Genomic DNA, 26757 nt, shown 5'->3' with positions numbered 1-26757 from the left:
ACGACCCCTACAGCTCCAGCACCAGCCGCCGCCCCTTGGCGCGCGAGCAGCACACCATCATCTTGCGGTTGGCCTGCCGCTCGGCGCGGGTCAGTACCACGTCGCGGTGGTCGACTTCGCCCTCGGCCACGGCCACCTCGCACGATCCGCACAGGCCTTCCTCGCAATCGCTCTGCACGTCGATGTTGTGCCGCCGCAAGGTGGCCAGCACGGTCTGGTCGGCCGGCACTTGCAGCGACAGGCCGCTGTCCTTGAGCTCGACCGTGAAGGCGTGCTCGCGGCCGGGATCCAGCGCGGCCAGCTGGGTGTGGAAGTGCTCGATGCGCAGGGCGTCCTCGGGCCAGCCGGCGGCCGCGCATTGCGCCGCCAGCGCATCGAGCATGCGCGCCGGGCCGCAGGCGTGGATCCGGGTGGCCGGGTCGGGCCGGGCCAGCAGCGCAGCGAAATCGTTGCGCCGGCCCTCGTCGCCGGCATATACCCGCAGGCGCTCGCCATGCAGGGCGGCAAGCTCGTCCAGCAGGGCCATGCGCCGGCGCGCGCTGCCGCTGTAGTGCAGCGTGTAGTCCCGCCCCAGCTCGCGGGCCCGCCGCGCCATCGCGCTGATCGGCGTGATGCCGATGCCGCCGGCCACCAGGATCAGCCTTGCGGCCTGCTCGTCCAGGCGGAAATGGTTGCGCGGGCCGCGCACGCGCACCGTGTCGCCCGGCTTCAGGCGCTCGTGCACCCAGGCCGAGCCGCCGCGGCCCTGGGCCTCGCGCAGCACGGCGATCTCGAAATACCGGGTGTCGGCCGGGTCGCCGCACAATGAATACTGGCGCCAGCATTCGCCCTGGCCGCACTCCAGGTCGATGTGCGAACCCGGCGCCCAGCGCGGCAAGGCCCGCCCGTCGGGCGCGGCCAGGCGCACGCGCACGATGCCTTCGGCGGCCGGCTCCACCGCCTGCACGCGCAAGGTGCGCGTGGCGACCTGGCGCGCCGGCTCGCCGATGCGCACCACGCTGCGCGCCGCGCGAACCGAAGGGTCGCGGCGCTCGGGGTTCTGCGCCGGATCCCACTGCACCCACAGGTGCTCGGGCCCGCGGAACGAGGTGTTGGGCACGTAGGTGAAGCGTTGCTCGGCCAGCCTCATGTGCGGCAGGCGGCGGCTGAACTCCTCCAGGAATATCTGCATCTCCATGCGCGCCAGGTTCTTGCCCAGGCACTGGTGCGCACCATAGCCGAAAGTAAGATGGTCGGCCGCGTTGTCGCGCCGGATGTCGAAGAAATCGGCGTCGCCGAAGTGGCGCTCGTCATGGTTGGCCGAAGCGGTGACGATCAGCAGCCTGGAGCCGGCCGGGATCGGGATGCCGCCGACCACCACGTCGCGGGTGGCCAGGCGCCGCCACGCGGCCACCGAGCCGTTGTGGCGCAGGCATTCCTCGACGGCGTTGGGGATCAGGCTGGCGTCCTCGCAGATGTCGCGCCAGGCCTGGGGATGCTGCAGCAGCAGCTTCATGGCGTTGGCCGTGGCGTTGGCGGTGGTCTCGTGCGCGGCCACGATGCCGGCCATCATCATCGAATGCAGGTACGAATCGGTGACGATCTGCGGATGGTCCTTCTGCATGCGGATGCCGAACTGCATCCAGCCCGGGGCGTCCGGATCCTGGCGCATCTTCTCCAGCACCTTGCCGGCGAACTGCCAGAAGTTGCCCACCGCATGCGCCACCGCCACCTGTTCCTCGGGTCCGGGCCGGCCCCAGGTGTTGACGGTGTGGGCGATGGAATACCTGCGCAGCGTATCCATGTCCTCCTCGGGCACGCCGAGAAAGTGCAGCGCCACGGTCAGCGGCACCTCCCACAGGATGGCGTCCACCAGGTCGACCCGGCCGCTGTCGATGAAGCGGTCCACGTACTCGCGCACCAGGCGCCGGACCATGGGCTCGTGGTGCCTGATCGCCTCGGGCGTGAAAGGCTCCATCAGCAGCCGCCGCCGCGGCATGTGCGCCGGCTCGTCCTCGTTGACCAGCGTGCGGTTCATGGCATAGCCATACGAGGCCAGCACCGCGTTGGCCTCGGGGCCGGTGGGCGTGATCTTCTCCAGCGCGATCGAGGGGCTGAACGTGATGTTGTCCCGGAAGATCGCCTTGATGTCGTCGTAGCGCGTCACCACCCAATAACCCAGCTGCGGGCTGTAGAACACCGGCTCCTGCTCGCGCGCCCAGCGCACGTATTCGGGCGGATCCTGCTGGTAGCCGTCGCCAAAGGGATCGAAGGCGGCCGCGCGCGCGCTCACCGGGCAGCCGTTGGGGGCCTGGTCCACGGCGGCCGCGCCATGCGCCACCGGGCAGCGGGAAAGCCTGTCGGAACTCATGCTGGCACTCCTGGAAAAACGGGCCGCCGCCTCGGCCGGCCCGGGCGGCGGCAAGGCGGCACGCGCGGCGCCTCAGTCGAGCTTGATGCCCAGCTCGCGGATCAGCCGGTGCCAGCGGACGGTCTCGCTGGCCAGCAGGTCGCGGTACTGGCCGGCGGTGCTGCCCACCGGCTCGATGCCGAACTCGATCATGCGCCGGTTTACCTCGGGGTCCTTGATCGCGGCCACCACATGGCCGTTGAGCTTCTCGATCACCTCGGGCGGGGTGGCCGCCGAGGTCACCATGCCCACCAGGGCCGCGGCCTCGATATTGGGCATGCCCAGCTCGGCGAAGGTCGGCACATCGGGCAATTGCGGCAGGCGCTCCTTGCTTGCCACCGCAAGCGCGCGGACCTTGCCGCCCTGGATGAAGCCCGCGCCGGCCGCCAGGTCCACCATCATGGCCGGAATCTGCCCGCCCGCCACGTCGGTCAGCGCCGGCGCGGCGCCGCGATACGGCACGTGCACCTGCTTGAGGCCGGCCTCCTTGTTCAGCAGCTCCATCGCCAGATGGTGCGGGCTGCCCGCGCCGGCCGAGCCGTAGCTCTGGCCATCGCCCGCGGCCCGGGTCTGCTCGATGAATTCCCTGGCGTCCTTGGCCTGGCTGGCCGGGCCGGCCACCAGGATCATGGGAAAGCGGCCCATCAGCGAAACCGGGGCCAGCTGCGCCACGTCGTAGGTCAGGTTCTGGTAAAGCGCCGGGTTAAAGACCATGGTGCCGTTGTCGGCCGACAGCACCGAATAGCCATCGCCCGGCGCGCGCGCCACTTCGGCGGCCCCCAGCGCGGTATTGCCGCCGGGCTTGTTCTCCACGATCACCGGCTGTCCGGCTTGGCGCGAGAGCGCCTGGCTGATGGTGCGCGCCAGGAAATCCGAACCGCCGCCGGCGGCATAGGGCACGATCCAGCGGATCGGCTTGCTGGGATATTCGGCCGCCGAGGCGGCGCAGGCCAGGGCGGCAAAGGCCATCAGGCCACAGGACAGCAGTTTTTTCATGTCGTCTCCACCAGGTTGGCGGCGTCGCCGCGCCGCTTTGTTTGCGTAAATATAATACGCACTGCGTAATTGCGTATTCGTGGTTTCCCCCAGGTCCGCACCCGCGCGGCCCGGGCCGCCCTGCCTTTTAGAATGGCGGCCACTTCCCTTGCCGACTGGAGATCCGTCCATGCCCCCAGGCTTATCCCCTGCCGATCCGCCCGCCGGCGCGCCGCGTGCGCGCGAGCGCCGGCAGCGCGTGCAGGCCGTGCAGACCGGCATGTCGGTGCTCAAGGGCCTGGCCCGCCTGGGCGGGCGCGCCAGCCTGACCGCGATCGCGCAGCACGTGGGCGAGAGCCCGGCCAAGGTGCATCGCTACCTGGTCAGCCTGATCGAGGCAGAGCTGGTCAGCCAGGACGCCGCCTCGCAGCAGTACAGCCTGGGCGCGGCGGCCATCGACGTGGGCCTGGCCGCCATGCGGCAGGTCGAGCCCATCCGCTGCGCCGAGGGCGCCCTGCAGCGCCTGCGCGAGGAGCTGGAAGTCACCTGCTTTGTCGCCGTGATGGGCAACATGGGGCCGACCATCGTGCGCTTCGAGGAGCCCGCCCTGCCGGTCACCGTCAACGTGCGCGCCGGATCGGTGTTGCCCTTGCTCTGGTCCGCCACCGGGCGGGCCTTCCTGGCCTATGCCGGGGATGCGCGCGTGCAGGCGCGCGCGCAGGCCGAACTGGCCCAGGCCGGTCCCGGCCGCCGGGCCTTGCTGGATGCGGCCGATCCCATCGGCGCTTTGCGGCGGCAGGTACGCGCGGCCGGCTGCGCCAGCGTGCGGGACGCGAACCTGGCCGGCATCAGCGCGGTGGCCGCGCCATTGTTCGACTACAACGGCCGGACGGTGGCGGTGCTGACGGCCTTGGGCGCCACGGGCGGATTCGATCCGCAGCCGGACGGCACGGTCGCCCGGGCGGTACGCCGGGAGGCGGCGGCGATCAGCGGGGCCCTGGGCTATCGGCAGGAGGATCCGCCGGCCAGCCCTGCGGGCCGGGCATCGACGGCGCCCCGCGCAGGCTGACCCGCGCCACGGTCTGGCCGTCCCGCTCGTTGAGCGAAAACTCGTGGCGGCCGGGGTAATACAAGGCCAGGCGCCGGCACAGATTGCTCAGCCCGTTTCCCTGCCTGGGGCCGCCGCCGCACGCATGCAGCCGCCCGGGATTGCTCACCTCGACGGCCAGCTCGCCGTCCTGGTACCGAACGTCGATGGCGATCACGAAATCGGCATGCCCGGCCGGCATGCCATGCTTGATGGCGTTTTCCACCAGGCCCTGCAGCGTCATGTGCGGAATATGCAGGTCCAGCGCGGCCGGGTCCACCCTGCCCTGGTATTGCAACTGCCTGCCAAAACGCAGGGCCTGGATGCGCAGATAGGTTTCTGCCGCGTCGATCTCCTCGTGCAGCCGGCAAGTGCCGCGCCCGTGCCGGTCCAGGGAGTAGCGCAGGTATTCCGCCAGGCGGCGGGTCATCTCCTCGGCGACCGCGGGCCGCTCGGCAATCTCCGCCACGATGGTGTTCAGCGAATTAAAAAGGAAATGCGGCGCTATCTGCCGTTGCAGATGCTCAAGTTCCAACTGCACCGCCCGGGTCTCGGCCTTCATCCTGGAAAGGCGGGCATTGCGCGCGGCCAGCTCGGCGCGCACGCCGAAATAGGTCAGCGTCCAGATCGAAAGAATGCCCATGTAGTAGAGAAAGCCCAGCCGGTACTGGCTTCCCGGGAATTCCCGCACCGTGCCGGGCGGGAACAGCTGCTGCATGAAATACCCTATGCCCGACAGCAGCGTCGCGGCCGCCAGGCACAGCAGCACGGCGCAGACCAGGGTCGGGATGGCCGCGGCGTACCTTGGCGCAAGGCGCCCATGCAGGGTCGCCGCGGCGCTGGTCAGCGCAAAAGCCAGGGGTTCGAGCGCCACCGTGAGCCAGAACGCCGCCATCGCGTTGCCGAAGACCGCAAAACGGATAAAGAAGCCGATGACGGCCAGCAGCGCCCATACCGCCGCCTGCGCCCGCCAGAACCCGAATGAGCCTGCCGCCGGGTCGAACCCGTCGCCGATCGATCGAAAGTTCATGGACATGCGCGAAGGGTCCGATGGGAAACGAGATAGTAGAATACGCGGCGGCAAAGCCCTTGCGCAGCGGCAATGAATGTCGTCGAAGCGGCGCGAGCCTGACTCACACCGTCAGTCCGGGCCGGGCTGATCAAGGTCACCTATCACACCAAGAACAAAGGGGACTGATGCTGCGGGTATTGATTGTCGATGACGAAGCCCCGGCGCGCCGCTACATGCGCCGGCTGCTCGAGGCTGCGCCCGACGTCCGGGTCGAGGGCGAAGCGGCCACCCTCGAACAGGCGCGCAGGATGATCCAGGAGCGCCGTCCGGACGCCGTCTTCCTCGATGTCGTGCTGACGCGCGAAAACGGCTTCGACCTGTTCGAGGGGCTCGATCACGCGCTGCGGGTCGTGTTCGTGACCGCCCACAGCGACTATGCGGCGCAAGCCTTCGAAATCGAGGCGGTGGACTACCTGCTCAAGCCCGTCGACCCGGCGCGGCTGGCGCAAACCCTGTCGCGCCTGCGGCCGCGCCCGGGCGCCTACCTGTCCAGCCGCTCCAGGCATGGCACGCGATTCATCAAGACGTGCGAGCTGACCCTCGTCCAGGCGCAGGGCGATTACGTGCGGCTGTGCAGCGCCGCCCACGGCGACGAACTGATGCACATCACGATGAAGCGGATGGCCGAACAGCTGCCCTCGCCGCCGTTTCATGCCGTCTCCAGGTCGCTGATCATCAATCTGGACCACATCTCCCACCTGTCGCACCGGCCCGGCTCGCAAACGCAAGTCGCCTTCAACAACGGCCTGGCCCCCGTCGTGCTGGGCCGCACGGCATCCCTGCGCCTGCGGCGCGCCATGGCCTGAGCCGCAAGGCGCCGAGCGGGCCGGCCGCATCCGGCAAGGCCCCGCGGCGGCCGCGTCAGAAGCGGTACATGGCCTTGAGCTGGCCCGCATGGCTCCTGACCCTGCTGGACACCTCGCCGTCGTACTGCAACCGCAAGTCCAGCTTCGATTCGGTGTTGACCTGCACGCCCAGGCCGAACCGCCCTATCACGTTGTCCCCAGGCAAGGAGGCGCCGAGCTTGCCGCTGCCGGCGGGCGCGCCCCTTAGCCGCGCGGTCGTGCTCCATGAGTCCTCGCTCAGGAAAGAGGCGCCCGCATAGGCATAGGGCCGCAGGGTGGCGCCCTTGTCCAGGTCCACGCGTCCGCCGAACTCCAGCATGGGCGAGAGCCCCACGACGAACTGGTCGCTGGCGTCCACCTTCAGGCTCAGCGGGCCGCCCGACTCGGTATAGCCGTCCATGCGGGTATACGTGGCATCGAGGTCGACGTAGGGCTTGACATAGAGTTTTTCGGACAACGCGACATGGCGCGCCGCGCGCAGCCGCGCCCCGATGCTATAGACGTGCGGGCTGCTGCTGGCGCCGCGGTCGTAGCCGTCGATCGCCATGTTGCGGTCCATCCTGTGCGAACCGTAGCCCCCTGCGAGCGAGCCGGAGTACAGCCACGGCCCGGCCTGGTGCTTGACGACGATGCCCGCATAGCCGGTATCGCCCTTGCCCTTGACCCTTGCGCTGTCGCCCTTGAGCCGGCTGTCCTGATAGGCGGCCGAGCCGCCCACGAACCAGTTGGGCTTGTATTCCCACTGGCCGCCGAATTGATAGGTCGTGCTGTCGAACGAAAAGCCCGGCGAGCCGTCGCCGCCATCATGGTCGGTATGGCGCCGGCTCGCCTGCCCCCAGAAGCAGCTGCGCTCGCGGCCGTCGCTGCTGCCGGCTTCCATCGCCGGACACGACATCATCGCCGTCATGAAGCCCGCCATGCCGGCGGCCATCTGTCCGGCCGGCGCCAGCGCCGCGCCGGGCGACAAGTCGGTCAGGCGCTCGCGATACGCCTGTGGGCCGCTCTTGGCCGCGTTGTTCAGGACCGCGAACAGCGGAGCCAGCTCCACCGTACCGCCGCCGTCCCAGATGCGCTGCAAATGCCGCGCCACGCCCCGGTGGTTGGCCTTGAGCGGCTGGCCGCCGGCATTGAAGTCCGCGCCCGCTACGCTGACGTGGTGCGTCTTGCCCTCTTGCCGCAGATGAAAATCGAAGATGGGCGAATCGACGGCCTTCAGCCCCCCGGTGAGCGAGCCTTCGACCTCGAGCACCATCAACTCGCGTCGTGGCAGCAGGCTGCTTGCCGCCACATCCAGGCCGCCCGCCAGCCGGGCATCGCCCTGCACGACCATGCGGTCGGCCCGCATGGTGGCGAAATCCACGTCGGCCCGAAGCATGCCGGAGGACATCTGCACGTAGTCGCCGGCCACCGTGAGCGTGTCGAACCTGCCCGCACGGCCCATCTCCACCAAGCCGGCGTTCTCGATATGCGCCTGGTACAGCGTCGCTTCCTTCATGGCCGCCTCGCCGCCCACGTAGGCATGGCAGGGCGTGCCGCCGCCGGCGTTCTGGCACAGGATGTTGCCATGGACCTGGCCGTTGCCAATTGCGTTGATGTCCAGCGTCGCGCCTTGCTCGGTGGTGCCCTTGCCGTCGTAGCGCACGCCCACGCCGCTGGCGGCGCCGTAGATCACCGCGTCCTGGTCGATCGTGATCGTGTTCCGGTAGCCATCGGCGATCCATACGCTGCTGCCGCTGCCCGAGCCGCCCTGGACCGTGCCCTGGACATGCAGCGAGATGATGTCGCCCCCGTCCGGGCCGGTACTTTGCGCGAAGATCCCCGTCGAGCCCTCGCCCGAGGCAGTCAGCGTGCCTTTCTGGGTCACGTCCACGCGGCCGCCGCGGCCGGTGCCGCTGTCCCGGCCCGTGGTGCCGGCAAAACCTCCCGCCGCGCTCCCGCCCAGCCCGCCGCCGCCGCCGATGGACTGCGCCACGATGCCGTACGCGTGCGCGCCGGTGGTGCCGATGGCGCCGTCCGCCGACACCGTCACGGCATTGCCGTTGCCCTGGCCGCCGCTGCCGGATCCCTCGACCACCCAGCCTGTGCCCGACAGCCCCAGGCTGATCGCGCTATCGCCGGCGATGCCGCCGCCCCCGCCGATGGACTGCGCAATGAGGGCGTGCGCGCCGGCGCCGGCCGTCGTGATGTCGCTGCCCGGACGCAGGGACACGTTCACGCGCCCGCCATCGCCGCCTGCGCCGCCGCGTCCTCCCAGGGCCACGCTGGCCAGGTTCCCGGCGTGCCCGGCGCCACCGATCCCCCCGCCTGCACCGATGGACTGCGCCACGATACCGTGCGAGCGGTCGCCGTGCGTCGCCGCACGGCTGCCCACGACCAGATCCACCGTGCCGCCATGATTGCCCGTACCGCCATGCCCGCCCACCGACAGCGCCACTTCATGGCTTTGGGACTTGCCCGCCGAATCGCTGTTGCCGGCCCCGCCGATGCCGCCGCCGCCGCCGATGGACTGCGCCACCAGGGCGGACGAATCGGATCCCAGGGTCTGGACCGCCAGCCAGGAAGCGGGGTTGCTCTGGATAAGCCCTCCGGTGCCGCTGGTCCCGCCGCTGCCGCCGGCCGAGCCGCCGACCGAGATCTCGCCCTTGGCCATGTCCGAACCGTCCCCGCCCTGGCCGCCGCCACCGCCTATGGACTGCAACAGCACGCCATGGGCGCTGTAGCCTTCGGTCCGGATGCTGTTGCCGTGGCTGCCGTCGAAATTGGCGGTGATCGTGCCGCCATTGCCTGCCGCGCCCCCCGAGCCGCCGATGGCGATGTCGATATTGGCGAAAACGTCGCTGCCCGAGGCCGTGGACGAGCCGCCCGCGCCGCCGCCCCCGCCGATGGACTGGGCCACGATGCCATCGGCCCAGTCGCCCGCGGTGGCGATCTTGCCGGCGAAATCCAGGTCGATGCTGCCGCCCGCGCCGCCCGTGCCGCCCCGGCCGCCCACGTCGATCGCTAAGTGATAGCCCATGCTGCCCGAGTCGGTGATGCGCTCGACCGTGCTCTTGGCCTTGCCGATGCGATCGAGGATGGGGCGGCCGGACGAATCGGCCCCGATCGAGCCGCCCACGCCCCCGCCGCCGCCGATGGCCTGCAGCACGGCGCCGTCGGCATCGCCGCCCTGGGTGCGGATGGCGCCGTCCAGCCGGGCCTTGACCGCGCCGGCATTGCCGCCCGCGCCGCCCGTCTGGCCCACGCCCAGGGTCAAGCGGCCACCGTACCCTTCGACCGAGCCGGCCACGCTCATGGTCCCGCCCTGCGCGGTACCGCCGCCACCGCCTATGGATTGGGCCACGATGCCCCGCGCGCCCGAACCCACCGTCTGGATGGTATTGACCGGCCCCAGGTAGACATCCACCTCGCCGCCCTGGCCCCCGCCGCCGCCCGCGCCGCCCAGGCCGATGGTCAGCGCCACGTCGGCGAACCCGCCTACCGAATACGCGTCGCTGCTGCCCACGCCGCCGTTGCCGCCGCCCCCGCCTATCGACTGGGCCAGCACGCCGTTGGCGAAGTCGCCGTAGGTCAGGATGGTGGAGCCCGGCGCCAGCAGGTTGGCGCCGGCCAGCTCCAGCGGCAGCTGCACGGCGGGCGGCAGGCCCACGTACTGGTCGCTGCCGGTGCCCAGTTGCACGAGGACCTTGCCGCCGTGTGAGGCATCGCCCCCCGCGCCGCCCAGGGCCATGCCCAGCGTGCCCGTCAGCGAGTCGCCATAGCCTACGTTGGCCGACAGCACCGAGGAATCCCCCCCGTTGCCGCCGCCTCCGCCGATGGACTGGGCGACCACGGCATGCGAGCCGTCGCCCAGGGTCGTCACCGACGTGCCTTCCAGCAGGACGACCTCGGTCACGCAGGAAGCGTCGCCGGAGGCGCAGGCGTGGCCGCCCCGGCCGCCGCTGCCGCCGATGGCCGCCTGGAAGTTGAGCGCTAGGGGCGGGAACTCGGGCTGGCCGGGCGGAATGGCGATCACCAGGTCGCTGGCGGTGGCGCTGCCGCCGTTGCCCCCGCCGCCGCCGATGGTCTGCGCCAGGATGCCGAAGGAATCGTTGGGCGCATAGAACTGCGGGTCGGTCGTCTGGTAGTCCATGCCGGTGGCGATCTGCGACGCGCGCAGCTTCACGCTCGTCCTGGCGCCCGTTCCGCCGTCGCCGCCGCTGCCGCCCACCACCACCGCCGCATTCAGCCCCACGGTGATGTCGAAATTGTTGGCATCGCCCCCGGTGCCGCCGCCACCGCCTATCGATTGCGCCAGTATCCCGGTCGAATGCGCGCCGCCCGTCAGGACGTTCAGGCCGGTGTAGTCGATGTCCGTGCCGTCGGTGCCCGCATGGCCGCCGGCGCCGGCGCTGCCGCCCAGCTGCAAGGCGGCGAACGAGGCCAGGCCGAAGTTGGTGACGCTGCCGCCGCTGCCACCGCCGCCGCCGATGTTCTGCGCCACGATGCCCGGCGAGTAGTCGCCGCGCGTGGCCAGGGTCATGGCCTGCGGCGATGCCTCGCCGCAGGCGCCGGCGTTGCCCATGCAGATCGCACCGCCATTGCCACCGCCGCTGCCGCTGCCGCCGATGGCGATCGATACGCCCGCCGAGCCGGTATGCGTATCGCCGCCGTTGCCGCCCCCGCCGCCGATGGATTGGGCCAGTACAGCGGGACTGAACCGTCCCGAGGTGGAAATGGTGCCCAGTTCCTGCAGGACGAGCCTGCCGCCATCGCCGCCCGCGGCGCCGCTGCCGCCTACGCCCAGGATGCCGATGCTGTCACCGCCGCTGCCCCCGCCCCCGCCTATCGATTGCGCCAGGATGCCGGCCGATGCATGGCCCGCGGTGCCGATGGCGCCGGTATTCCTGACCGTGACCTGGCCGCCCTGCGAAGACGCCGAACCGGTGGCGTTGCCGCCGATGCTGAGCGCGCCGATCGCGCTGCCCGCCGCGCCGCCCCCGCCGCCTATGGATTGGGCCAGCACGCCGTGCGACGAATAGCCGGCCGTGGAGATCCCGCCCGACACGTTCACCGCCACGGCGCCGGCCGCGCCGCCGCCGGCGCCGTCCCCGCCCAGGGCCACCAGGCCGCTGACGTCCACCCCACCCGCGCCGCCGCTGCCCGCAATGGACTGGGCCAGCACGCCGTGGGCATGGTCGCCGCCGGTGTCGATGCTGCCAGCCGCATCGACGGTGACGGCAGACGCATCGCCGCCACTGCCGCCATTGCCGGCCTGCCCGCCCAGCACGGAGACGAACGTGCCGCCGGTCCCGCCGCCGCCGCCCACCGATTGCGCCAGGATGCCCGTGGCGAAATGGCCGGTGGTCTGGATGGCGGTTCCCGCGCCGGTCGATACCTGCACCCCGCCGGCATCGCCGCCAAAGCCGGCCCCGCCGCCCTGGCCGGCCAATGCCGCCCCGTCGCCGCCGTCTCCGCCCTGGCCGCCCAGGCTTTGGGCCAGGATGCCGTAGAGATTGTCGCCGTGGGTGGCCAGGCGGGTACCGTCGCCCTGCAGGCGCACTGTCACGAAGTTGCCTATCCCGCCACGGCCGCCCGTTTCGTCCTCCCCGGGCCCCGTGCCGCCCTTGCCGCCGCGGCTCAATGCCGCGATGGCCGCTCCCTCGCCCGAGAACGTTCCGGCGACATCCAGCAGGATGCTGCCGCTGGAGGTCACCATGACCTGGCCGCCGAACCCGCCGCGCCCGCCCGGATCGCTGTCGTCGAAGGACTGCGACCCGTCGCCGGCCCCGCTGATCGCGTGGATGCCGTAGACGTCGTTGCCGTCCTGGGCGTTCCAGACGAGGTCGATCTGGCCGGTGTTGGCGACGCTGACCGTATGGGTGTCGCCGGCCCCGCCATTGTGCGCGCCGCCCGAGCCGCCATAGGACTCCGCATGGATGCCCGCTCCCCGGGCATAGCCGGCCAGGCGGCTGGACGCGCTGCCCAGCCGGATGGCGCCATTGTTGGTCACGGTGACCGCGCCGCCGTCGCCGCCGTCGCCGCCGACCTGGTCGTCCAGGATGGAATCGTTCTGGCTGCCTCCCGTGCCGCCGCCGCTTACCGCGCTGATGCCGAACAAGGGCAGGTTGGTCGTGCCGCCGCCCGCGTTCACGTAGGGCTGCACCGTGCCTTCGATGGTCAGCGTCCCGTTGTTGGTGATGCTCAGCGCCTGCCCGTCTCCGCCGTTGCCGCCGTCCGAGTTGTTGTTGTCGTTGTCGTCATCGCCGTCTCCGCCTATGGAGGTCACCGCGATCAGGCTTTGGAAGTAGCCGGCGTGCAGCGTGCCTTCCAGGGTGACGTTGGCGCTGCTCGACAGGTTGATCGCGCCGCCCTTGCCGCCATCGGCCTCGTCCACGCCCTTGCCGCCCCGGCTGTACAGCATCAGCACGCCAGGCACGTTGCCCGTCACCGGATAGCTCAGGCTGCTGTTGGCGTCGGCCTTGAGCGTGCCGCTGTGGTTGCTGGTCAGGCTGGAACCGTCCTCGCCCGGCTTGTCGTCCGCATGCCCGTCGACGCCGTCTGCGCCCTGGCAAACGTAGTAGAACCCGCTGCTGCCGGCCGTGCCCTGGTTGCAGCTTGCCCACGCCTGGCCGGCCCATGTCGCGGCGTATACGCCCCAGGCCGAGGCCAAGGCCAGCCGCAGCGCATGCGGGCGGAAAATGCGGATTTTGTCGTGGCGAGAGGAAGTCTGGGCTTTCATGGTCGGCAGCCGGCACGGGAAGGGATGGGTTTCCCGCGCAGTCTGGCGAGCGGCCTTTTACGGAACAAGTTTTTTTCGATGAACCCCGGCTTTTTTTCGACGAAACGACGTAGCGGGCTGGCACCAGCCCGGACTTGCGCAAGCCGGCGCGGCCAGGAGGCCGGCGCGCCAGGCCGGCCTCAGGGCTGCAGGTCCGCGTCCCGGACGACCTTGGTCCACTTGGATATCTCGGCCTGCAGGAACCGCGCCGCCTCGTGCGGCTGGTCAGCCACGAGCGTGATTCCGTCGCGCGCCAGCATCTGCTGCATGGCCGGCGTCATCAGGGCCTTGCGGGCCGCCTCGTTGAGCAGGCCGACCACCTGCGCGGGCGTGCCGGCCGGCGCGGCCAGCACGAACCAGTTGCGCGCCTCGAAGCCGGGCAGCGTCTCGGCCACGGTGGGCACGTCGGGCAGGATGGCCATGCGCTGCGCGCCGGTGGTGGCCAGCACGCGCAGCTTGCCCGAGCGCACGTGCACCAGCGACGAGGCGGGATTGTCGATCATGAGGTCCACCTCGCCGCTGATCAGGTCCATGAACGCCGCGCCCGCGCCCTTGTACGGGATTTTTGTGAACGACACGCCCGCCTGCCCGGCCAGCATGGCCGTGGCCAGCGCCTGGATGCCCGTGCTGGCGCTCAGGGCGAAGTTGATGCGGTCCGACTGCCGGGCCTGTGCCAGCACGTCCTGCAGCGAGCCGGCCTCGAACGTATTGCTGGCCACCAGCACCTGCGGCGCCGCCGCCATGATCATGACCGGCGCGAAATCCTTGACCGGATCGTAGGGGACCTCAGGATAGAAGGCCGGCGTCGTCGCAAAGGCCGCCGAACTGAGCAGCAAGGTATAGCCGTCGGGCTTGGCGCGCGCCACGTCGGTCGCGCCGATCTGCCCGGTATTGCTCGGCTTGTTCTCGACGACGATGCTCTGTCCCAGCACCTGGCCGAGCTCCCTGGCAAAGGGCCGGGCCAGGGCATCCACGCCGCCGCCCGCCGCGAAGGGCACCACGATGCGCACCGCCTTGTCCGGATACTGCGCCAGCGCCGGGCCCGCCAGCACGGCCAGCGCCGCCAGCGCGCCCAGAAGATATTTCTTGTTCACTGCCTGCCTCCTTGCTTGTTGCCATCAGGGGATACGCCCGCGGCCAGGCGCACGACCGCGCCCGCGTCGCCGGCCGCGTCCAGCGACCAGACCGCCTCGATCAGGCGATCTGCGTCCACGTTCGCGCCGCCGTGGCGGTTCAGCTCGCGCAGCTTTTGCTCCAGTTCGCCGTCCTGCAGCGGACGGGCCAGCGAGCCGCGGGCGGCCTGCACCTGGCCGTGCAGCACCGCGCCGTCCGAAAACTCGATACGCAGGCTGGCCGCATCGACCGGCAGGGCCGGGTCGTCGCGAAACGCCAGCCGCGCGCCCAGGGACCGCAAGCCGGCATCGGCCACGGCCTGGTCGGAAAACTCCGGCAAGCCGGCGCGGCCCCGCACCAGCGCCACCGCCACGGCATGCTGCGCGCACACCTGCGACTGGCGCCCCGTGGTCACGCCCGGACGGTCGGTGCGCTGGCGCAACAGCGGATGACCCGTCAACTCGATGCGCACGATGTTGCGCCAGCCGCCGTCCACGATGCGCGGGTCGCCGGCCAGCGCCAGGCAGGCATCGATCACCGGGTTGAGCACGACCCCGCAGGGGTAGGGCTTGTAGGCGTTGTTCAGCAGCTCCCAGCGCTCGCCCAGCCCGCGCCAGACCGCATCGAACGCGGGCGCGTCGGCCACCACGCGCAGATAGCCGCGCTCGCCGTCCAGCGGCCGTTGCGGACCGTCGAAGCCCTCGGCGGCCAGCAAGGCGCTCAGCAGCCCGTTGCGCGCGGCATTGCCGACACTGATGCTCTTGGCCGAGGTGCCCAGGGCCTCGACCAGCCCGCCCGACTGCACGGCGGCCGCGCCCAGCGCATCCACGTTCTGGCGCGGCGTCAGGCCCAGGCAGCGGGCCGCCGCCATGGCCGAGCCGAACACGCCGCAGGTCGAGGTGATATGCCAGCCGCGCGCGTAGTGCTGCGGCGAGATCGCGTTGCCGATCCGGCAAGCCGCTTCCACGCCCAGGATGAAGGCATGCAGCAGCTGCGCGCCCGTCACGGGGCGGCTTTCGGCCAGCGCGAACAGCGCCGGGGCGATGGGCGAGCTGGGATGGATGATGGTGGGATGGTGGGTATCGTCGAAGTCGTAGACGTTGGCCATCATGGCGTTCAAGGCCGCCGCGTTCAGCATGTCCGCGCGCTGCGGCCTGCCCACCAGCGTGGCCGGCGGCCCGCCGCCATGGCGGCCATAGACGCGGCAGGCGATGTCCAGCGCGGGGTCCCGGGCGGCGGCCAGCGCCACGGCGAAGAAGTTGAGCAAGGCGCGGCGCGCCTGGTGGCGCACCGCCTCGGGCACGTCCTCCCAGCGGCTGGCGGCGACGAACTCCGCCAGCGCGGCGCTGGCCGCGGGCGCGTCGGCCGGCGATGCAACGGTTCGGTTCATGGTCATTTCACTTGTTGGGGCAGCCACATCACGATCTGCGGGAAGGCGTAGATCAGGCCCAGGAACAGCAGGATGATCAGCACGAACGGCAGCGCGCCGCGCATGATGTCGGCAAAGCGGGCCTGGCTGCTCATGCTGCGCAGCACGAACAGCACCATCCCCACCGGCGGCGTAATCAGCCCGACCTCGATCATCAGCACCAGGAACACCCCGAACCAGATCGGGTCCAGGCCCAGCGCCATGGCGATGGGATAGGTCACGGGCAGGGTCATCAGCATCATGGCGATGGACTCGACGAACATGCCCAGCACCAGGTAGATCAGCACCATCGCCGCCATCACCCACAGCGCCGGGATGTCCGCGCCCTGGATCAGGTTCACGACCTCGCGCGGCAGCCGCAGGTAATCGAACACCCAGCTGAAAATGCTTGCGCCGACCACGATCAGCAGCAGCAGCGCCGTCACCTTGGCCGAATCGTGCGCGATCTCGACCAGCGCCTTCCAGCTCAGCTGGCGCCGCAGCAGGCAAAGCACGAAGGCGCTGGCCGCGCCGATGGCCGCCGCTTCGGTGGGGGTGGCCACGCCGGCGTACATCGATCCCAGCACCGCGCCGATGATGGCCACGAAGGGAACCATGCTGCGCGACGCGGCAAGCTTTTCCCGCAGGGCGTACCGCCTTGCCGGCGGCGCGGCGCCCGGGACCGCCAGCGCCCAGACCAGCACGCCCAGCATGAAGCAGGCCATCAGCAGCAGGCCCGGGACGATGCCGGCCAGGAACAGGTGCGTGACCGAGGCGCCCACCGTGGTGCCGTAGATGATCATGGGGATGCTCGGCGGAATCAGGATGCCCAGCGTGGCGCCCGCGGCGGCCACGCCATAGGTCAGCCTGGGGCTGTAGCCGCGCGCGATCATGTCCGGGCAGGCGGCCTTGCCCAGCGTCGCGGCCGTGGCCAGGCTCGATCCCGAGACGGCGGCAAAAACCGTCGCCGCGCCGGCCGAGGCGTGCGCCAGCCCGCCGGGCGCGCGGCCGAACCAGCGCACCAGCGCATCGAACATGCCCGAGGTGATGCCGCTGCGCAGCAGCAGGCCTCCCATGAACACGAACATCGGCACGGCGGTCAGCGTGAACGTGTTGGTGCTGCTCCAGGCGCGCTCGGCCAGCAGCGACAGCTGCGGACGCGGCAACAGGAAGTACACGCCGAACAGCCCCACCAGGCCCAGCGCCACGCCGATGCGCACGCCCAGGAAAAGCAGCAGCAGCATGCTGGCCACCAGCAAGGCGGCGATCCAGCCCAGCGGCTGGCCGCGCGCCAGCGCATACAGGACCGCGCAGCCGCCGGCCACCGCCAGCACGTGCAGCAAGGTGCGCGTGCCGCTCCAGGCCCAGACGCTGACGGCCACGGCCGCGGCGATCGCCGCCATGCCCCAGTCCAGCCGCCCGCCGGCCAGCGGTACGGTATGGGCGCCCAGGCCCAGCAGCGCCAGGACCATCAGCCCCAGCGCCACGGGGGCCAGCCACCGGCGCCAGGCTTGCGCCGGCGGCCTCAGGCGATAGAGATCGACCAGGATGGACATGCAGAAGGTCAGCATGCCCAGCGAAACCGCCAGCTCGGGCAGCCATTGCGGGGTGGAAAGCAGGCCCCAGTCGCGGGTGTCGTTGACGTATTCGCGCACGTTGAAGCTTGCCGCCTGCCATGCCAGCACCACGCAGAACAGCAAGGCCAGCCACTGGCCCAGCAGCTCGACCTGCAGCCGCGCCGGGGCCGCCAGCCGGTCCACCCAGAGCTCCACCTGGACGTGCGAGTTCGAAGCCTGCGCGCCGGCCAGGCCGAAGAACACGGCGGCCACCAGCAGGTAGCCGGAAATCTCGGTGGCCCAGGCGGTCGGCGAATTGAAGACGTAGCGGGAAAAGATCTCGTAGCACATCGACAGCGCCATCAGCAGCAACGCCGCCGTGGCCAAGGCGCCGGACGCGCGCGAGATGGCCGCCATCGCGCGGATCAGGCCGAAATCGTGCGTCGCCGCCAGGGGATAGGGCGATGCAGCGGGCGCCCCCTGCGCCGGGGCCGGCGCCAGGGGCGCGGGCATCTGGATGCTGCTCATCGAAGTCTCCTGAACGCAACGCGCCGCGCCGCGCGGGCGATGGTGGTTTTCCCTGATCAGGCGCCAGGCCTCATCATCATGTTATGACGATATTATAGGCATATTGTATGATTGAATGCTCAAAATCAACACAGCGCACCGCGCACCCTTACCAGGAGGAGCACCATGACCCGAGCCATCCGGCAATCCGCCGGCCTTCGTGCCGCTCTCGCAGCGGCGGCGCTTTGCGCCGCCGGCTGGAACGGCACGGCGGCCGCCCAGGCCCATGACCTGACCATGGCCGTCATCACCGCCCCGGGAGACGGCTATTCCATCCTGACCGCCTCCGTGCCCGAACGGGTGGCCCAGGCCACCGGCGGCAAGGTCAAGGTCACCGTCAGCGACTCGCTGGTGCCGCCGGCGCAAATGGCCACGGCCGTGCGCGAGGGCCGGGTCGACATGAGCGCCGCGCTGCACACCTACCTGGCCGCCGACGAGCCGCGCATGGGCATCTTCAACCTGCCTGGCCTGATCAACGACATCGAGGAATACAAGCAGGTCTGCGATGCCTTCTGGTGCGAGGACACGCGCAACATCTGGAAGGAAAAGTGGAACGCCATCGTGCTGGCCGAGGGCGCCTGGTGCACCCAGCAGCTGTTCTCCAAGGACCCGATCCACACGGTCGAGGATTTCAAGGGCAAGCGCCTGCGGGTGCACAACCCGCAGACCGCCGAAGTGGTCAATGCCCTGGGCGGCAAGCCGGTGGCCATGCCCACCACCGAGATCTTCCCCGCGCTCGAACGCGGCGTGATCGACGGCCTGTTCATCTCGACCTGCGTGGGCGGCGCGCTGGAATTCTGGCGCATCGCCAAGCACGTGCAGAACTGGAGCCTGGGCCCGATCAACGGGTGGGCCATCCTGGTCAACCCGGACAGCTGGGCCAAGCTGCCGCCGGGGGTGCAACAGCAGGTGCAGGGCGCGATGGACGCGCTGCAGCAAGAGGCATTCGGCAACTACGAAACCTTCGTGGCCGACGCCAGGCGGGCCATGGAAGAAAAAGGCGTGACCTTCTGGGTGGCGCCCGAGCAGGAGCGGGCCAGGCTGATGCAGGCGCAATACATCGGCCCGTCCTACGAAGCCTGGAACCGGCGCGCCAAGCAGGTGGGCTTCGACGGCCCGGCCTACCTGGAGCGCGTGCGCAAGGCGCTGGGCAAGACCGCCGCGCAGGGCACGCCTTGAGCCGCCCGTCCCCTGGCGCGGCGGCCGGCGGCGCGCTCGCCGGCCGGCATGCCCTGGTCACGGGCGCCGAGGCCGGCCTGGGCTTTGCCATTGCCCAGGCCCTGGCGGCCTCGGGCGCCTCGGTCGCCATGCACTGCCTGCATACCGGCCAAGCCGCGCGCGACGCCCAGGCGGCATTGGCCGGCGCCCACGGCGCCACGGTCCTGCTGCTGCAGGCGGACCTGCGCGATGCCGGGCAGGTCGAGGCCATGATGCGCCAGGCGCTCGATGCGTTTCCCCGCATCGACATCCTGGTCAACAACGCCGTCATCCGCCATTTCGAGCCGGCGCACGAGCTGCCCCGCGCGCATTGGGACGAGTCGCTGGCGGTCAATCTCTCGGCGCCTTTTCACCTGGCGCGCCTGGCCCTGCCCGGCATGCTGGCCCAGCAATGGGGCCGCATCATCAACTTGTCCTCCGTATATGGCTCGGGCGCGGCCGCCAACCGGATCGGCTACGTCACCACCAAGACGGCGCTGCTGGGCATGACGCGGGCGCTGGCCGTCGAGACGGCCGCCCAGGGCATCACCTGCAACGCCGTGGCGCCGGGCACGGCGCCCACGCCGGCCATCCTGGAGCGCATCGCCGAGATCGCCCGGCGCACGGGCGTTTCGCCGCAGCAGGCCGAACGCGAATACCTGGCCGCGCGCCAGCCCACGGGCAGGTTCGTCGCCATGGAAAACGTGGCGGCCCTGGTCGCCTTTCTTTGCAGCGAGGCCGCACGCGACATCACCGGCGCGACGCTGCCCATCGACGGCGGATGGACGGCCGCCTAGCCCGCCTGCGGATCCCCAGACCCTCACCACAGCGAGACCCCTCAATGACGACGGAACAACATCTAGGCTTCGTGGGCATCGGCCGCATGGGCGCGCCCATGGCCGAACGCCTGCTGGACGCCGGCCATGCCCTGACGATCTACGACACGCAGCCCGGCGCGCTCCAGGCGCTGGCGGCCAAGGGGGCCCGGATCGCCGGCTCGCCCAAGGCCGTGGCCGACGCCGCCGCCACCGTGCTGGTGTCCCTGCCCACGCCCGAGGTCGTGCTCAAGGTGGCGCTGGGCCAGAACGGCCTGGCGCAAGGCAGCGCCGTGCGCACCGTGGTGGACCTGTCCACCAGCGGCTCGCAGGCCGCGCGCGCCTTGGCCGAGGGCCTGGCGGCCCGCCGGGTGGACAGCATCGATTGCCCGGTCAGCGGCGGCGTGACCGGGGCCCGGCGCGGCACGCTGGCCTTGATGGTTTCCGGCCCCCGAGCCCGCTATGACGCCCTGCAGGCGGTGCTGGCCGTGCTGGGCAAGCCGGTGTACGTGGGCGAGCAGGCCGGCCTGGCGCAGACCATGAAGGTCATCAACAACCTGATCTCGGTGACGGCGCTGAGCATCACCTCCGAGCTGATGGTCATGGGCGTGAAAGCGGGCCTGGACCCGGACATCATGCTGCAGGTCATCAACGCCGGCTCGGGCCGCACCAACGCGTCGGAAGACAAGATCCCGCGCTTCGTGCTGACGCGCAGCTTCGACTTCGGCTTTGCCATCGGCCTGTCGGCCAAGGACGTGCGCCTGTGCCTGGAAGAGAGCGAACGGCTGGGCGTGCCGCTGCGCGTGGGCGATGCGGCGCGCCGCCTGGTCGACGACGTGCGCGGCAAGTTCGGCGACAGCGCCGACCTGACCGAGATCATCCGCTACGTCGAGGCCGCCGCGGGCGTGCAAGTGCGCGGCGGCGGCCGCAGCGATGCCGGCGGCGCCCCGCAACCGGCCCGATCCTGACTACGTATCAACGGACAACGACTGGAGAGCTTTTCATGCTGGATTTCAACGAGACGGCCAGGCGCCTTTTCCCGCGGCTGCTGGCATGCGCGGCGCTGCTGGGCGCGGCAAGCGCCCAGGCGGCCTATCCCGAACGCCCGGTGCGGGTGATCGTGCCGTTCGCGGCCGGCGGCGGCGCCGACATCGTGGCGCGCCTGGTCTTCAAGGGCGTCGGCGAGCAGCTGGGCCAACCCTTCATCATCGAGAACCGCGGCGGCGCGGGCGGCATCATCGGCACGGACGCCGTGGCCAAGGCGGCGCCGGACGGCTACACCCTGCTGCTGGGCCAAAGCGGCCCGAACGCCATCAATCCCGCGGTCTATAGCAAGCTGCCCTATGACGCGCGCAAGGACTTCGCCCCCATCACCCAGCTGACCAGCTATCCCTACGTGGTGGCGGTAAAGAACCAGCTGCCGGTCGGCAGCCTGCGCGAACTGATCGACCTGGCCAAGCGCCAGCCCGGCACGCTCACGCTGTCCACGGCCGGCCAGGGCAGCTCCTCGCACCTGGCGGTGGAGCTTTTCATGCGGCAGGCTGGCATCTCGGTCATTCCCGTGCCGTACAAGGGCGCCGGGCCGGCCTTGATGGACGTGGTCGGCGGCGTGGTCGACATGACCTTCGGCGATGCGGCCTCGGCCTCCAAGCAGGCCGAGGCCGGCAGCGTCAAGGCGCTGGCCGTGACCGGCGCGCGCCGCTCTCCCCTGCTGCCCGAAGTGCCCACCGTGCAGCAAGCCGGGCTGCCCGGCTTCGAGGCATCGGCCTGGCACGCCGTGCTCGCGCCGGCCGGCACCCCCGAGCCGGTCATCCAGACCCTGCACGCCGCGATCGCCAAGGTGCTCTCGGACCCCGCGCTGCAGGCGCGCCTGGCGCAGGACGGCATCGACACCGTCGGCAGCCGGCCCGCGGATTTCCAGCGTGCGCTGGAAGCGGAGATCGGGAAATGGCAAAAGGTCGTGGACGAGGCGGGCATCAAGCTGGAGTAGACGGCAGGCCCGCCCGGGGCGTTGTCAGTCGATGGTCACGCCCGTCATGTCCACCAGCTGGCGCCAGTTGCGCACCTCGGCGCGCTGGTAGGCCTGCAGGTCGGCGGGCGGCCCGCCCGCCGGCGCCATGCCGATCTGCGCGGCCAGCGCGCGCAGCGCCTCGCCTTGCAGCAGTTCGTTGGCGGCGCGGTTGATCCGCGCTACGACCTCGGCGGGCGTGCCCTTGGGCGCGAACAGGGCGATCCATACCACCAGCTCGTGCTCGGAAAAGCCGCTTTCGGCCACGGTGGGAACCCCGGGGGCAAAGGCCGCGCGCTGCGGCGAGGTTACCGCCAGCGCCCGCACCTTGCCCGCGGAGATCTGCGGCAGCGACGGCCCGACGTTCTCGAAGGCATAGGAAATGCGCCCGCTCAGCAGGTCGGTCATCATCGCGCCGACGTTGCTGTAGAGCACGGTCGTCACGTCGATGCCGGCCATCTTCTTGAGCAGCTCCACCCATACCCGGGCGGTGGTGTTGCTGGCGCCGAAATTGATGGCGCCCGGATTGGCCTTGGCCGCGGCGATCAGTTCCTGCAAGGAGGCGGCCGGCGCATCGTCGTTGGCGATCAGGATCATGGGCAGCCGGCCCATCAGCACGATGGGCGCGAAATCCTCGACCGGATCGTAGGGCAGCTGCCGGTACAGGCTGGCATTGGCCGCCATCGGGCCGTTGGTGCTCAGCAGCAGCGTATAGCCGTCGGCATTGCTGCGGGCGACATAGGACGTGCCGATGCCCCCGCCCGCCCCGGCCTTGTTCTCGACGGCCACGGGCTGGCCGAGCTTCTCGCCCAGGCCCTTGGCCAGTCCGCGCGCCAGCGTATCGGTGCCCGAGCCGGCGCCGAACGGCACGACGATGTGTATGGGTTTGTCGGGATAGGCCGCCGTCGCGCAGACCGGCATGGCCGCCACCGCGCAAGCGAGCGCCATGCGCTGCAAGCTCTTGAACATGGGAAATCTCCTCCTTCTATCCTGGAATGCGATGCTTCAGTCGGCCACGGTCGGCCCGGCGTCCTGCACGGTGGCGCGGCGCATCGAGCGGCGGTACTTCTCGTCGAAACCGGCGCCGCGATGCATGGTGCAGCGGTTGTCCCACAGCACCAGGTCATCCGTGCGCCAGCGATGGCGATAGACGAACCGAGGCTGGGTGGCAAAGTCCATCAGCTCGTCGACCAGCGCGCTGCATTGCGCACTGCTCATGCCGTCGATCGCGCAGATGTGGGAAGCCAGGTACAACGAGCGCCGGCCGGTCTTCTCGTTCGTGCGCACCAGCACCTGGCGCGCCGGCGGCTGGCGTTCGCGCCAGGCCGGCGGCACCGCCCCCACGTCAAAGCCCGTCAGCCCGCGCGAATGGAAGTAATCGTGCGTGGCGATCAAGGGCTCCAGGCGCGCCTGCATGCGCGCGTCCAGTGCGTCCCAGGCGGCGCGCATGTCGGCGAACTCCGTCGCCCCGCCCACCGGCGGGATCTCCTGCGCCGATAGCAGCGACACGCTGGCCGGCGTGCGCTTGAACGAGCTATCCGTATGCCACAGCTGGTTGCTCAGGTTGATCAGCCGACGGATGTCCGTGGCGCCAAGAATGCCGCCCGCCTCGTCCAGGTTCGAAATATCCGACAGCTCGGCATGGCCCAGGCGCCGGGGCCGTTCGGCGTTGTACACCGACGCCCCGACGGAGGTCTCCAGCGGGCCGAACAGCCTGGCCACCGCCAGTTGCTGGTCCTCGGTCAAAGGCTGGCCGGGCAGCACGAGTACGGCATACTGCTCCAGCGCGTCGCGCAAGGCCTGGGCATCCTCGCCGGACAAGGGTTGGCGCAGGTCCAGGCCGGCAACCTCCGCAACAAAGCCCGGATTGACGGGCGTGACTTCGATCATGGCAATGCTCCTTCACGGGTTCGGCGTGGCCTTGGCCCTTGCCATGCCCCGATGCCTTCGCTTATATTTCGACTATCGAAAGTATTTTCTATGCTCGAAAACATGATGAGGGAGCGCAGCCATGCCTACCACTAGGGATTTCCCCAAAGGCAGCGACCAGTTCGTCGAGGCATTCGCGCGAGGCCTGACGGTCATCCGCGCCTTCGGCCCCGGCCACCAATCGCTGACGCTCAGCGCAGTCGCCGAACGCACCGGCCTGACGCCGGCCGGCGCGCGGCGCTTGCTGCATACCCTGGTCACGCTGGGCTATGCGCGCAACGACGGGCGCCATTTCAGCCTCACGCCCGCCGTGCTGGAACTGGGCTACGCCTACCTGGCCTCGCTGCCGCTGCGCGACCTGGCCCTTCCCATCCTGGAGCGCTTCGTGCGGGACACCGGCGAGATCTGCACGGTATCCGTGCTGGACGGGCGCGACATCGTCTACATCGCCCGCGCGGAAATGCCCAGCCCGCTGACGCGCCGGCTGGGCGTGGGAGAACGGCTGCCCGCCCATGCGACATCCAGCGGCCACGTGCTGCTGGCCGGCGCCGGCCCGACGGTGCGGGACGCGTTTCTTGCGCACGCCCCTTTCGAGCGGCTGACCGCCCATACGCTGGTCGATGCCGACTCGCTAAGGCAGGCCATCGGCGATGCGGCGGCGCAAGGCTATGCGCTGGCCAGCGAGCAACTGGAACTGGGCATTTGCGGGCTGGCCGTGCCGATCCGCGACGAGCGCGGCCAGGTGGTGGCCGCGCTCACGACCAGCCTGAACCTGGCGCGTCATGAGCTGGATGCGGTGGTGGAGAAGTTCCTGGAGAGCATGCGGCAGGCGGCCGGGGAGATCAGCCGGGGGTTGGGAGGGGGGTGACGAGGCGGACAGCCGGTATCACTTCGTACCGTCCGGGCTGCTCGACCGCGAGCGCGCAGCCTCGGACCAGCAGACCCCCGCCGAGGACGCAAGGATGTACCGCATTTTGGACCGGTCTGGCGGCCGCTGTCCGCGCTGCGCAGGCTCCCTCACGAAATCATTATATTTCTCTATTATGGACAAATTAGTCTGATATAGACCATAATAGCGAACATGCCACGCAAGCCGCCTATCGTCTTCCCTCAAGAACAGCGTCTCCTTTCCGCACTGGGAGAGCGGCTGCGTCTTGCCCGCAAGCGACGCAAACTAAGCAATGCCGTCGTGGCGCAACGCGCGGGGATTTCAAGGACGACCTTGTATAAGGTCGAGGACGGAGACGCTGGGGCGACGCTGGGATCCTATGTTCGGGTCCTGGCCGTGCTGGGTCTTGAGGGCGATCTCGATCAGCTAGCTGCCGACGACAGAGTTGGGCGGAAACTACAAGATCTGGCGCTGGAGCCAGCGCCCCATCGCCGCACCGCTTCCCGCGCCAAGACGGCCAAGTCCTCACCCGCCTCAAACGATGGGGAGCCAACATGAGCACGCAGGACAACACCCTGGAGGTGTGGCTTGACGACGACCAGGGCCCTGCCCGCCAAGTCGGCACGCTCGCCCATGATCGCGGCCAGATCCGCTTCCATTACGAACGTGATTGGCTGAAGGATCCTCGCGCCTTCGCGCTGGACCCCGACCTCTCTCTCGACGAACACCCCTTCTTTCCCAAGCCTGAGCTAGGCAACTTCGGCATCTTCCTGGATTCGTCACCAGACCGATGGGGACAAACACTGATGAAGCGGCGCGAGGCCCTACAGGCAAAGGATGAGCAACGCTCTCCCCGTACGCTGTACGCGTGGGACTTCCTGATCGGCGTGCAAGACCTCACCCGCCAAGGCGCCCTGCGCTTTCGCCGGCCAGGTACGGAAGCGTTTCTTGGCGACGAGAAAATGGCGGCTCCGCCGGTGACGACGCTACGAGAGCTGGAAGCCGTGGCCTACCAGCTCAGCAACCGGCGTATCGATGATCTAGATGCGCTACGAAAATGGCTTGCCGTGCTCGTCGCACCTGGTGCGTCGTTGGGCGGAGCAAGGCCAAAGGCCAACTTTACCGAAACCGACGGCTCACTCTGGATCGGCAAGTTCCCAGCCAGGGATGACGATCGAGACGTCGGAGCCTGGGAGTATGTCGTTCACCAACTCGCGCAAAAAGCGGGCATAGACGTACCGCCTGCGAAGCTCATCAAGCTAAACAACGACTTCCATACCTTCTGCGTCCAAAGGTTCGATCGCGCCAACAGTTCGCGACGCTTCTATGCCTCGGCGATGACATTGCTTCGCAAGACGCAAAGTGAAGGGACGAGCTATCTGGAATTAGCGCAGTTCATTCGAGCTCAGGGGGATGCCGAGCATGCGGATGCAGACTTGGAACAACTATTTCGGCGCGTGGCGTTCAACGTCGCGGTTGGCAACCGCGACGACCACCTTCGCAATCACGGATTCGTGCTTGGCAAAACAGGATGGAGACTTGCACCCGCGTTTGACGTCAATCCGAACATCGACAAGGCAGAACATGTCTTGAATATTGACGACGTCGACAATCGACCTAGCCTGGAGACTGTCCTCAGTACGGCCGCATTTTATGGACTGAACGATGTGCAAGCTCGGCAGACCATGAACGAGGTGGTCATGGTCGTCGGTCATTGGCAGGACGTTGCTCGTCGAATGCGCATTAGCGGTGCGGATATTGATTTGACCGCAGGGGCGTTCTCGGCACACGAAGCATAGGGAAGAAGGTTACCGTGCGGATGTCTGCTTTGAGTCTTTCATGTAGCAGGACGCCTCGCAGCACCGGTTCCCACTGCTAGACCGCTATCGCGAGAGGCTTGAGCTCATCCCTGTCAACCTCTCCCTGGGCCAACACACGCCAGCGTTCGAGGTCAATCCGAACATCGACAACGGGGAACATGTCATGAACATCGACGATGTGGACAACCAGCCGAGCCTGGAGACAGTTCTCAGCACGGCGGCGCTCTACGGCTTGGTGGCGGTCCTGCTACGCAGATGGTGGAGGAAGCAGCAGCCAATGGTCAATGGGCGGCCGGACGCCAGGCTTCTCCGGCGCCGACATTGATCTCA

19 protein-coding genes are annotated in these 26757 nt (G+C 69.5%); 10 read left to right on the top strand and 9 right to left on the bottom strand.

The window, feature by feature from the left end:
* Window positions 1-7: 7 nt before the first annotated feature.
* Entirely contained in the window at window positions 8-2350 is a 2343-nt protein-coding gene (locus tag V8Z80_RS15790) for a cytochrome P450/oxidoreductase (RefSeq protein WP_336062644.1), read from the bottom strand.
* A 72-nt stretch (window positions 2351-2422) separates the two neighbouring features.
* A complete protein-coding gene (locus V8Z80_RS15785; RefSeq protein ID WP_336062643.1) occupies window positions 2423-3385 on the bottom strand; it encodes a Bug family tripartite tricarboxylate transporter substrate binding protein in 963 nt (320 codons plus the stop codon).
* Window positions 3386-3554: 169 nt separating this feature from the next.
* On the opposite strand from V8Z80_RS15785, the gene V8Z80_RS15780 reads away from it, so the two are divergent.
* Window positions 3555-4433: an IclR family transcriptional regulator gene (locus tag V8Z80_RS15780; RefSeq protein WP_336062642.1), complete on the top strand. Its 879-nt coding sequence runs from the start codon at window positions 3555-3557 to the stop codon at window positions 4431-4433.
* Here V8Z80_RS15780 and V8Z80_RS15775 read toward each other — a convergent pair.
* Window positions 4351-5487: a sensor histidine kinase gene (locus tag V8Z80_RS15775; RefSeq protein ID WP_336062641.1), complete on the bottom strand. Its 1137-nt coding sequence runs from the start codon at window positions 5485-5487 to the stop codon at window positions 4351-4353. The two genes, V8Z80_RS15780 and V8Z80_RS15775, sit on opposite strands and share 83 nt — an antisense overlap.
* Before the next feature lie 161 nt (window positions 5488-5648).
* Here V8Z80_RS15775 and V8Z80_RS15770 point away from each other — a divergent pair, with 161 nt between their 5' ends.
* A complete protein-coding gene (locus tag V8Z80_RS15770; RefSeq protein WP_336062640.1) occupies window positions 5649-6329 on the top strand; it encodes a LytR/AlgR family response regulator transcription factor in 681 nt (226 codons plus the stop codon).
* Between the two features lie 55 nt (window positions 6330-6384).
* Here the strand turns inward: V8Z80_RS15770 and V8Z80_RS15765 are convergent, their stop codons facing one another.
* The 4 genes from V8Z80_RS15765 to V8Z80_RS15750 form a co-directional block, all read right to left on the bottom strand.
* The gene (locus V8Z80_RS15765; RefSeq protein ID WP_336062639.1) at window positions 6385-13086 is read right to left on the bottom strand and encodes an autotransporter outer membrane beta-barrel domain-containing protein; all 6702 of its coding nucleotides are present in this window, start codon (window positions 13084-13086) and stop codon (window positions 6385-6387) included.
* Window positions 13087-13265: 179 nt separating this feature from the next.
* Complete coding sequence (locus tag V8Z80_RS15760; protein ID WP_336062638.1) at window positions 13266-14219, bottom strand: tripartite tricarboxylate transporter substrate binding protein; 954 nt, start codon at window positions 14217-14219, stop codon at window positions 13266-13268.
* Window positions 14216-15634: an MmgE/PrpD family protein gene (locus V8Z80_RS15755; protein WP_336062637.1), complete on the bottom strand. Its 1419-nt coding sequence runs from the start codon at window positions 15632-15634 to the stop codon at window positions 14216-14218. Before V8Z80_RS15755 ends, V8Z80_RS15760 begins: the two co-directional genes overlap by 4 nt.
* Window positions 15631-17730 (bottom strand): TRAP transporter large permease subunit, encoded by a 2100-nt coding sequence (locus V8Z80_RS15750; protein ID WP_336062636.1) that lies wholly within the window; start codon window positions 17728-17730, stop codon window positions 15631-15633. The genes V8Z80_RS15755 and V8Z80_RS15750 overlap by 4 nt, the downstream gene beginning before the upstream one ends.
* Window positions 17731-17895: 165 nt before the next feature.
* On the opposite strand from V8Z80_RS15750, the gene V8Z80_RS15745 reads away from it, so the two are divergent.
* From V8Z80_RS15745 to V8Z80_RS15730, 4 genes are read left to right on the top strand one after another with little or no spacing between them, the layout of a single operon-like run.
* The gene (locus tag V8Z80_RS15745) at window positions 17896-18948 is read left to right on the top strand and encodes a TRAP transporter substrate-binding protein (protein WP_336062635.1); all 1053 of its coding nucleotides are present in this window, start codon (window positions 17896-17898) and stop codon (window positions 18946-18948) included.
* On the top strand, window positions 18945-19763 hold the full coding sequence (locus V8Z80_RS15740; protein WP_336062634.1) for an SDR family oxidoreductase: 819 nt from the start codon (window positions 18945-18947) through the stop codon (window positions 19761-19763). The genes V8Z80_RS15745 and V8Z80_RS15740 overlap by 4 nt, the downstream gene beginning before the upstream one ends.
* A 44-nt stretch (window positions 19764-19807) precedes the next feature.
* Window positions 19808-20749, top strand: coding sequence for an NAD(P)-dependent oxidoreductase (locus V8Z80_RS15735; protein WP_336062633.1), 942 nt, complete (start codon window positions 19808-19810; stop codon window positions 20747-20749).
* Window positions 20750-20784: 35 nt separating this feature from the next.
* A complete protein-coding gene (locus tag V8Z80_RS15730) occupies window positions 20785-21771 on the top strand; it encodes a tripartite tricarboxylate transporter substrate binding protein (protein WP_336062632.1) in 987 nt (328 codons plus the stop codon).
* Window positions 21772-21795: 24 nt separating this feature from the next.
* Here the strand turns inward: V8Z80_RS15730 and V8Z80_RS15725 are convergent, their stop codons facing one another.
* Together V8Z80_RS15725 and V8Z80_RS15720 are read right to left on the bottom strand one after the other, a co-directional pair.
* Window positions 21796-22758, bottom strand: coding sequence for a Bug family tripartite tricarboxylate transporter substrate binding protein (locus tag V8Z80_RS15725; protein WP_155193938.1), 963 nt, complete (start codon window positions 22756-22758; stop codon window positions 21796-21798).
* 36 nt (window positions 22759-22794) lie between these two features.
* Window positions 22795-23679, bottom strand: a complete 885-nt coding sequence (locus V8Z80_RS15720; protein WP_336062631.1) for a TauD/TfdA dioxygenase family protein — start codon at window positions 23677-23679, stop codon at window positions 22795-22797.
* Window positions 23680-23800: 121 nt separating this feature from the next.
* On the opposite strand from V8Z80_RS15720, the gene V8Z80_RS15715 reads away from it, so the two are divergent.
* From V8Z80_RS15715 to V8Z80_RS15700, 4 genes are all read left to right on the top strand, one after another.
* Window positions 23801-24586: an IclR family transcriptional regulator domain-containing protein gene (locus tag V8Z80_RS15715; RefSeq protein WP_336062630.1), complete on the top strand. Its 786-nt coding sequence runs from the start codon at window positions 23801-23803 to the stop codon at window positions 24584-24586.
* A gap of 213 nt (window positions 24587-24799) precedes the next feature.
* Window positions 24800-25165: a helix-turn-helix domain-containing protein gene (locus tag V8Z80_RS15710; protein WP_336062629.1), complete on the top strand. Its 366-nt coding sequence runs from the start codon at window positions 24800-24802 to the stop codon at window positions 25163-25165.
* Entirely contained in the window at window positions 25162-26406 is a 1245-nt protein-coding gene (locus tag V8Z80_RS15705) for a type II toxin-antitoxin system HipA family toxin (protein ID WP_155193945.1), read from the top strand. The genes V8Z80_RS15710 and V8Z80_RS15705 overlap by 4 nt, the downstream gene beginning before the upstream one ends.
* A 184-nt stretch (window positions 26407-26590) precedes the next feature.
* Window positions 26591-26752: a hypothetical protein gene (locus V8Z80_RS15700; RefSeq protein ID WP_336062628.1), complete on the top strand. Its 162-nt coding sequence runs from the start codon at window positions 26591-26593 to the stop codon at window positions 26750-26752.
* Window positions 26753-26757 lie beyond the last annotated feature (5 nt).

Source organism: Orrella sp. JC864 (assembly GCF_037026685.1).
GTDB lineage: Bacteria > Pseudomonadota > Gammaproteobacteria > Burkholderiales > Burkholderiaceae_B > Orrella.
Note: the sequence above shows the minus strand (reverse complement) of the source record. Positions and strands in the feature narration are given on the sequence as shown.

Excerpts from the sequence above, each read along its gene's own strand:
- V8Z80_RS15790 (WP_336062644.1), bottom strand. The coding sequence starts at position 2,350 with ATGAGTTCCGACAGGCTTTCCCGCTGCCCGGTGGCGCATGGCGCGGCC.
- V8Z80_RS15785 (WP_336062643.1), bottom strand. The coding sequence starts at position 3,385 with ATGAAAAAACTGCTGTCCTGTGGCCTGATGGCCTTTGCCGCCCTGGCC.
- V8Z80_RS15780 (WP_336062642.1), top strand. The coding sequence starts at position 3,555 with ATGCCCCCAGGCTTATCCCCTGCCGATCCGCCCGCCGGCGCGCCGCGT.
- V8Z80_RS15775 (WP_336062641.1), bottom strand. The coding sequence starts at position 5,487 with ATGTCCATGAACTTTCGATCGATCGGCGACGGGTTCGACCCGGCGGCA.
- V8Z80_RS15770 (WP_336062640.1), top strand. The coding sequence starts at position 5,649 with ATGCTGCGGGTATTGATTGTCGATGACGAAGCCCCGGCGCGCCGCTAC.
- V8Z80_RS15765 (WP_336062639.1), bottom strand. The coding sequence starts at position 13,086 with ATGAAAGCCCAGACTTCCTCTCGCCACGACAAAATCCGCATTTTCCGC.
- V8Z80_RS15755 (WP_336062637.1), bottom strand. The coding sequence starts at position 15,634 with ATGACCATGAACCGAACCGTTGCATCGCCGGCCGACGCGCCCGCGGCC.
- V8Z80_RS15750 (WP_336062636.1), bottom strand. The coding sequence starts at position 17,730 with ATGAGCAGCATCCAGATGCCCGCGCCCCTGGCGCCGGCCCCGGCGCAG.
- V8Z80_RS15745 (WP_336062635.1), top strand. The coding sequence starts at position 17,896 with ATGACCCGAGCCATCCGGCAATCCGCCGGCCTTCGTGCCGCTCTCGCA.
- V8Z80_RS15735 (WP_336062633.1), top strand. The coding sequence starts at position 19,808 with ATGACGACGGAACAACATCTAGGCTTCGTGGGCATCGGCCGCATGGGC.
- V8Z80_RS15730 (WP_336062632.1), top strand. The coding sequence starts at position 20,785 with ATGCTGGATTTCAACGAGACGGCCAGGCGCCTTTTCCCGCGGCTGCTG.
- V8Z80_RS15725 (WP_155193938.1), bottom strand. The coding sequence starts at position 22,758 with ATGTTCAAGAGCTTGCAGCGCATGGCGCTCGCTTGCGCGGTGGCGGCC.
- V8Z80_RS15720 (WP_336062631.1), bottom strand. The coding sequence starts at position 23,679 with ATGATCGAAGTCACGCCCGTCAATCCGGGCTTTGTTGCGGAGGTTGCC.
- V8Z80_RS15715 (WP_336062630.1), top strand. The coding sequence starts at position 23,801 with ATGCCTACCACTAGGGATTTCCCCAAAGGCAGCGACCAGTTCGTCGAG.
- V8Z80_RS15710 (WP_336062629.1), top strand. The coding sequence starts at position 24,800 with ATGCCACGCAAGCCGCCTATCGTCTTCCCTCAAGAACAGCGTCTCCTT.
- V8Z80_RS15705 (WP_155193945.1), top strand. The coding sequence starts at position 25,162 with ATGAGCACGCAGGACAACACCCTGGAGGTGTGGCTTGACGACGACCAG.
- V8Z80_RS15700 (WP_336062628.1), top strand. The coding sequence starts at position 26,591 with ATGAACATCGACGATGTGGACAACCAGCCGAGCCTGGAGACAGTTCTC.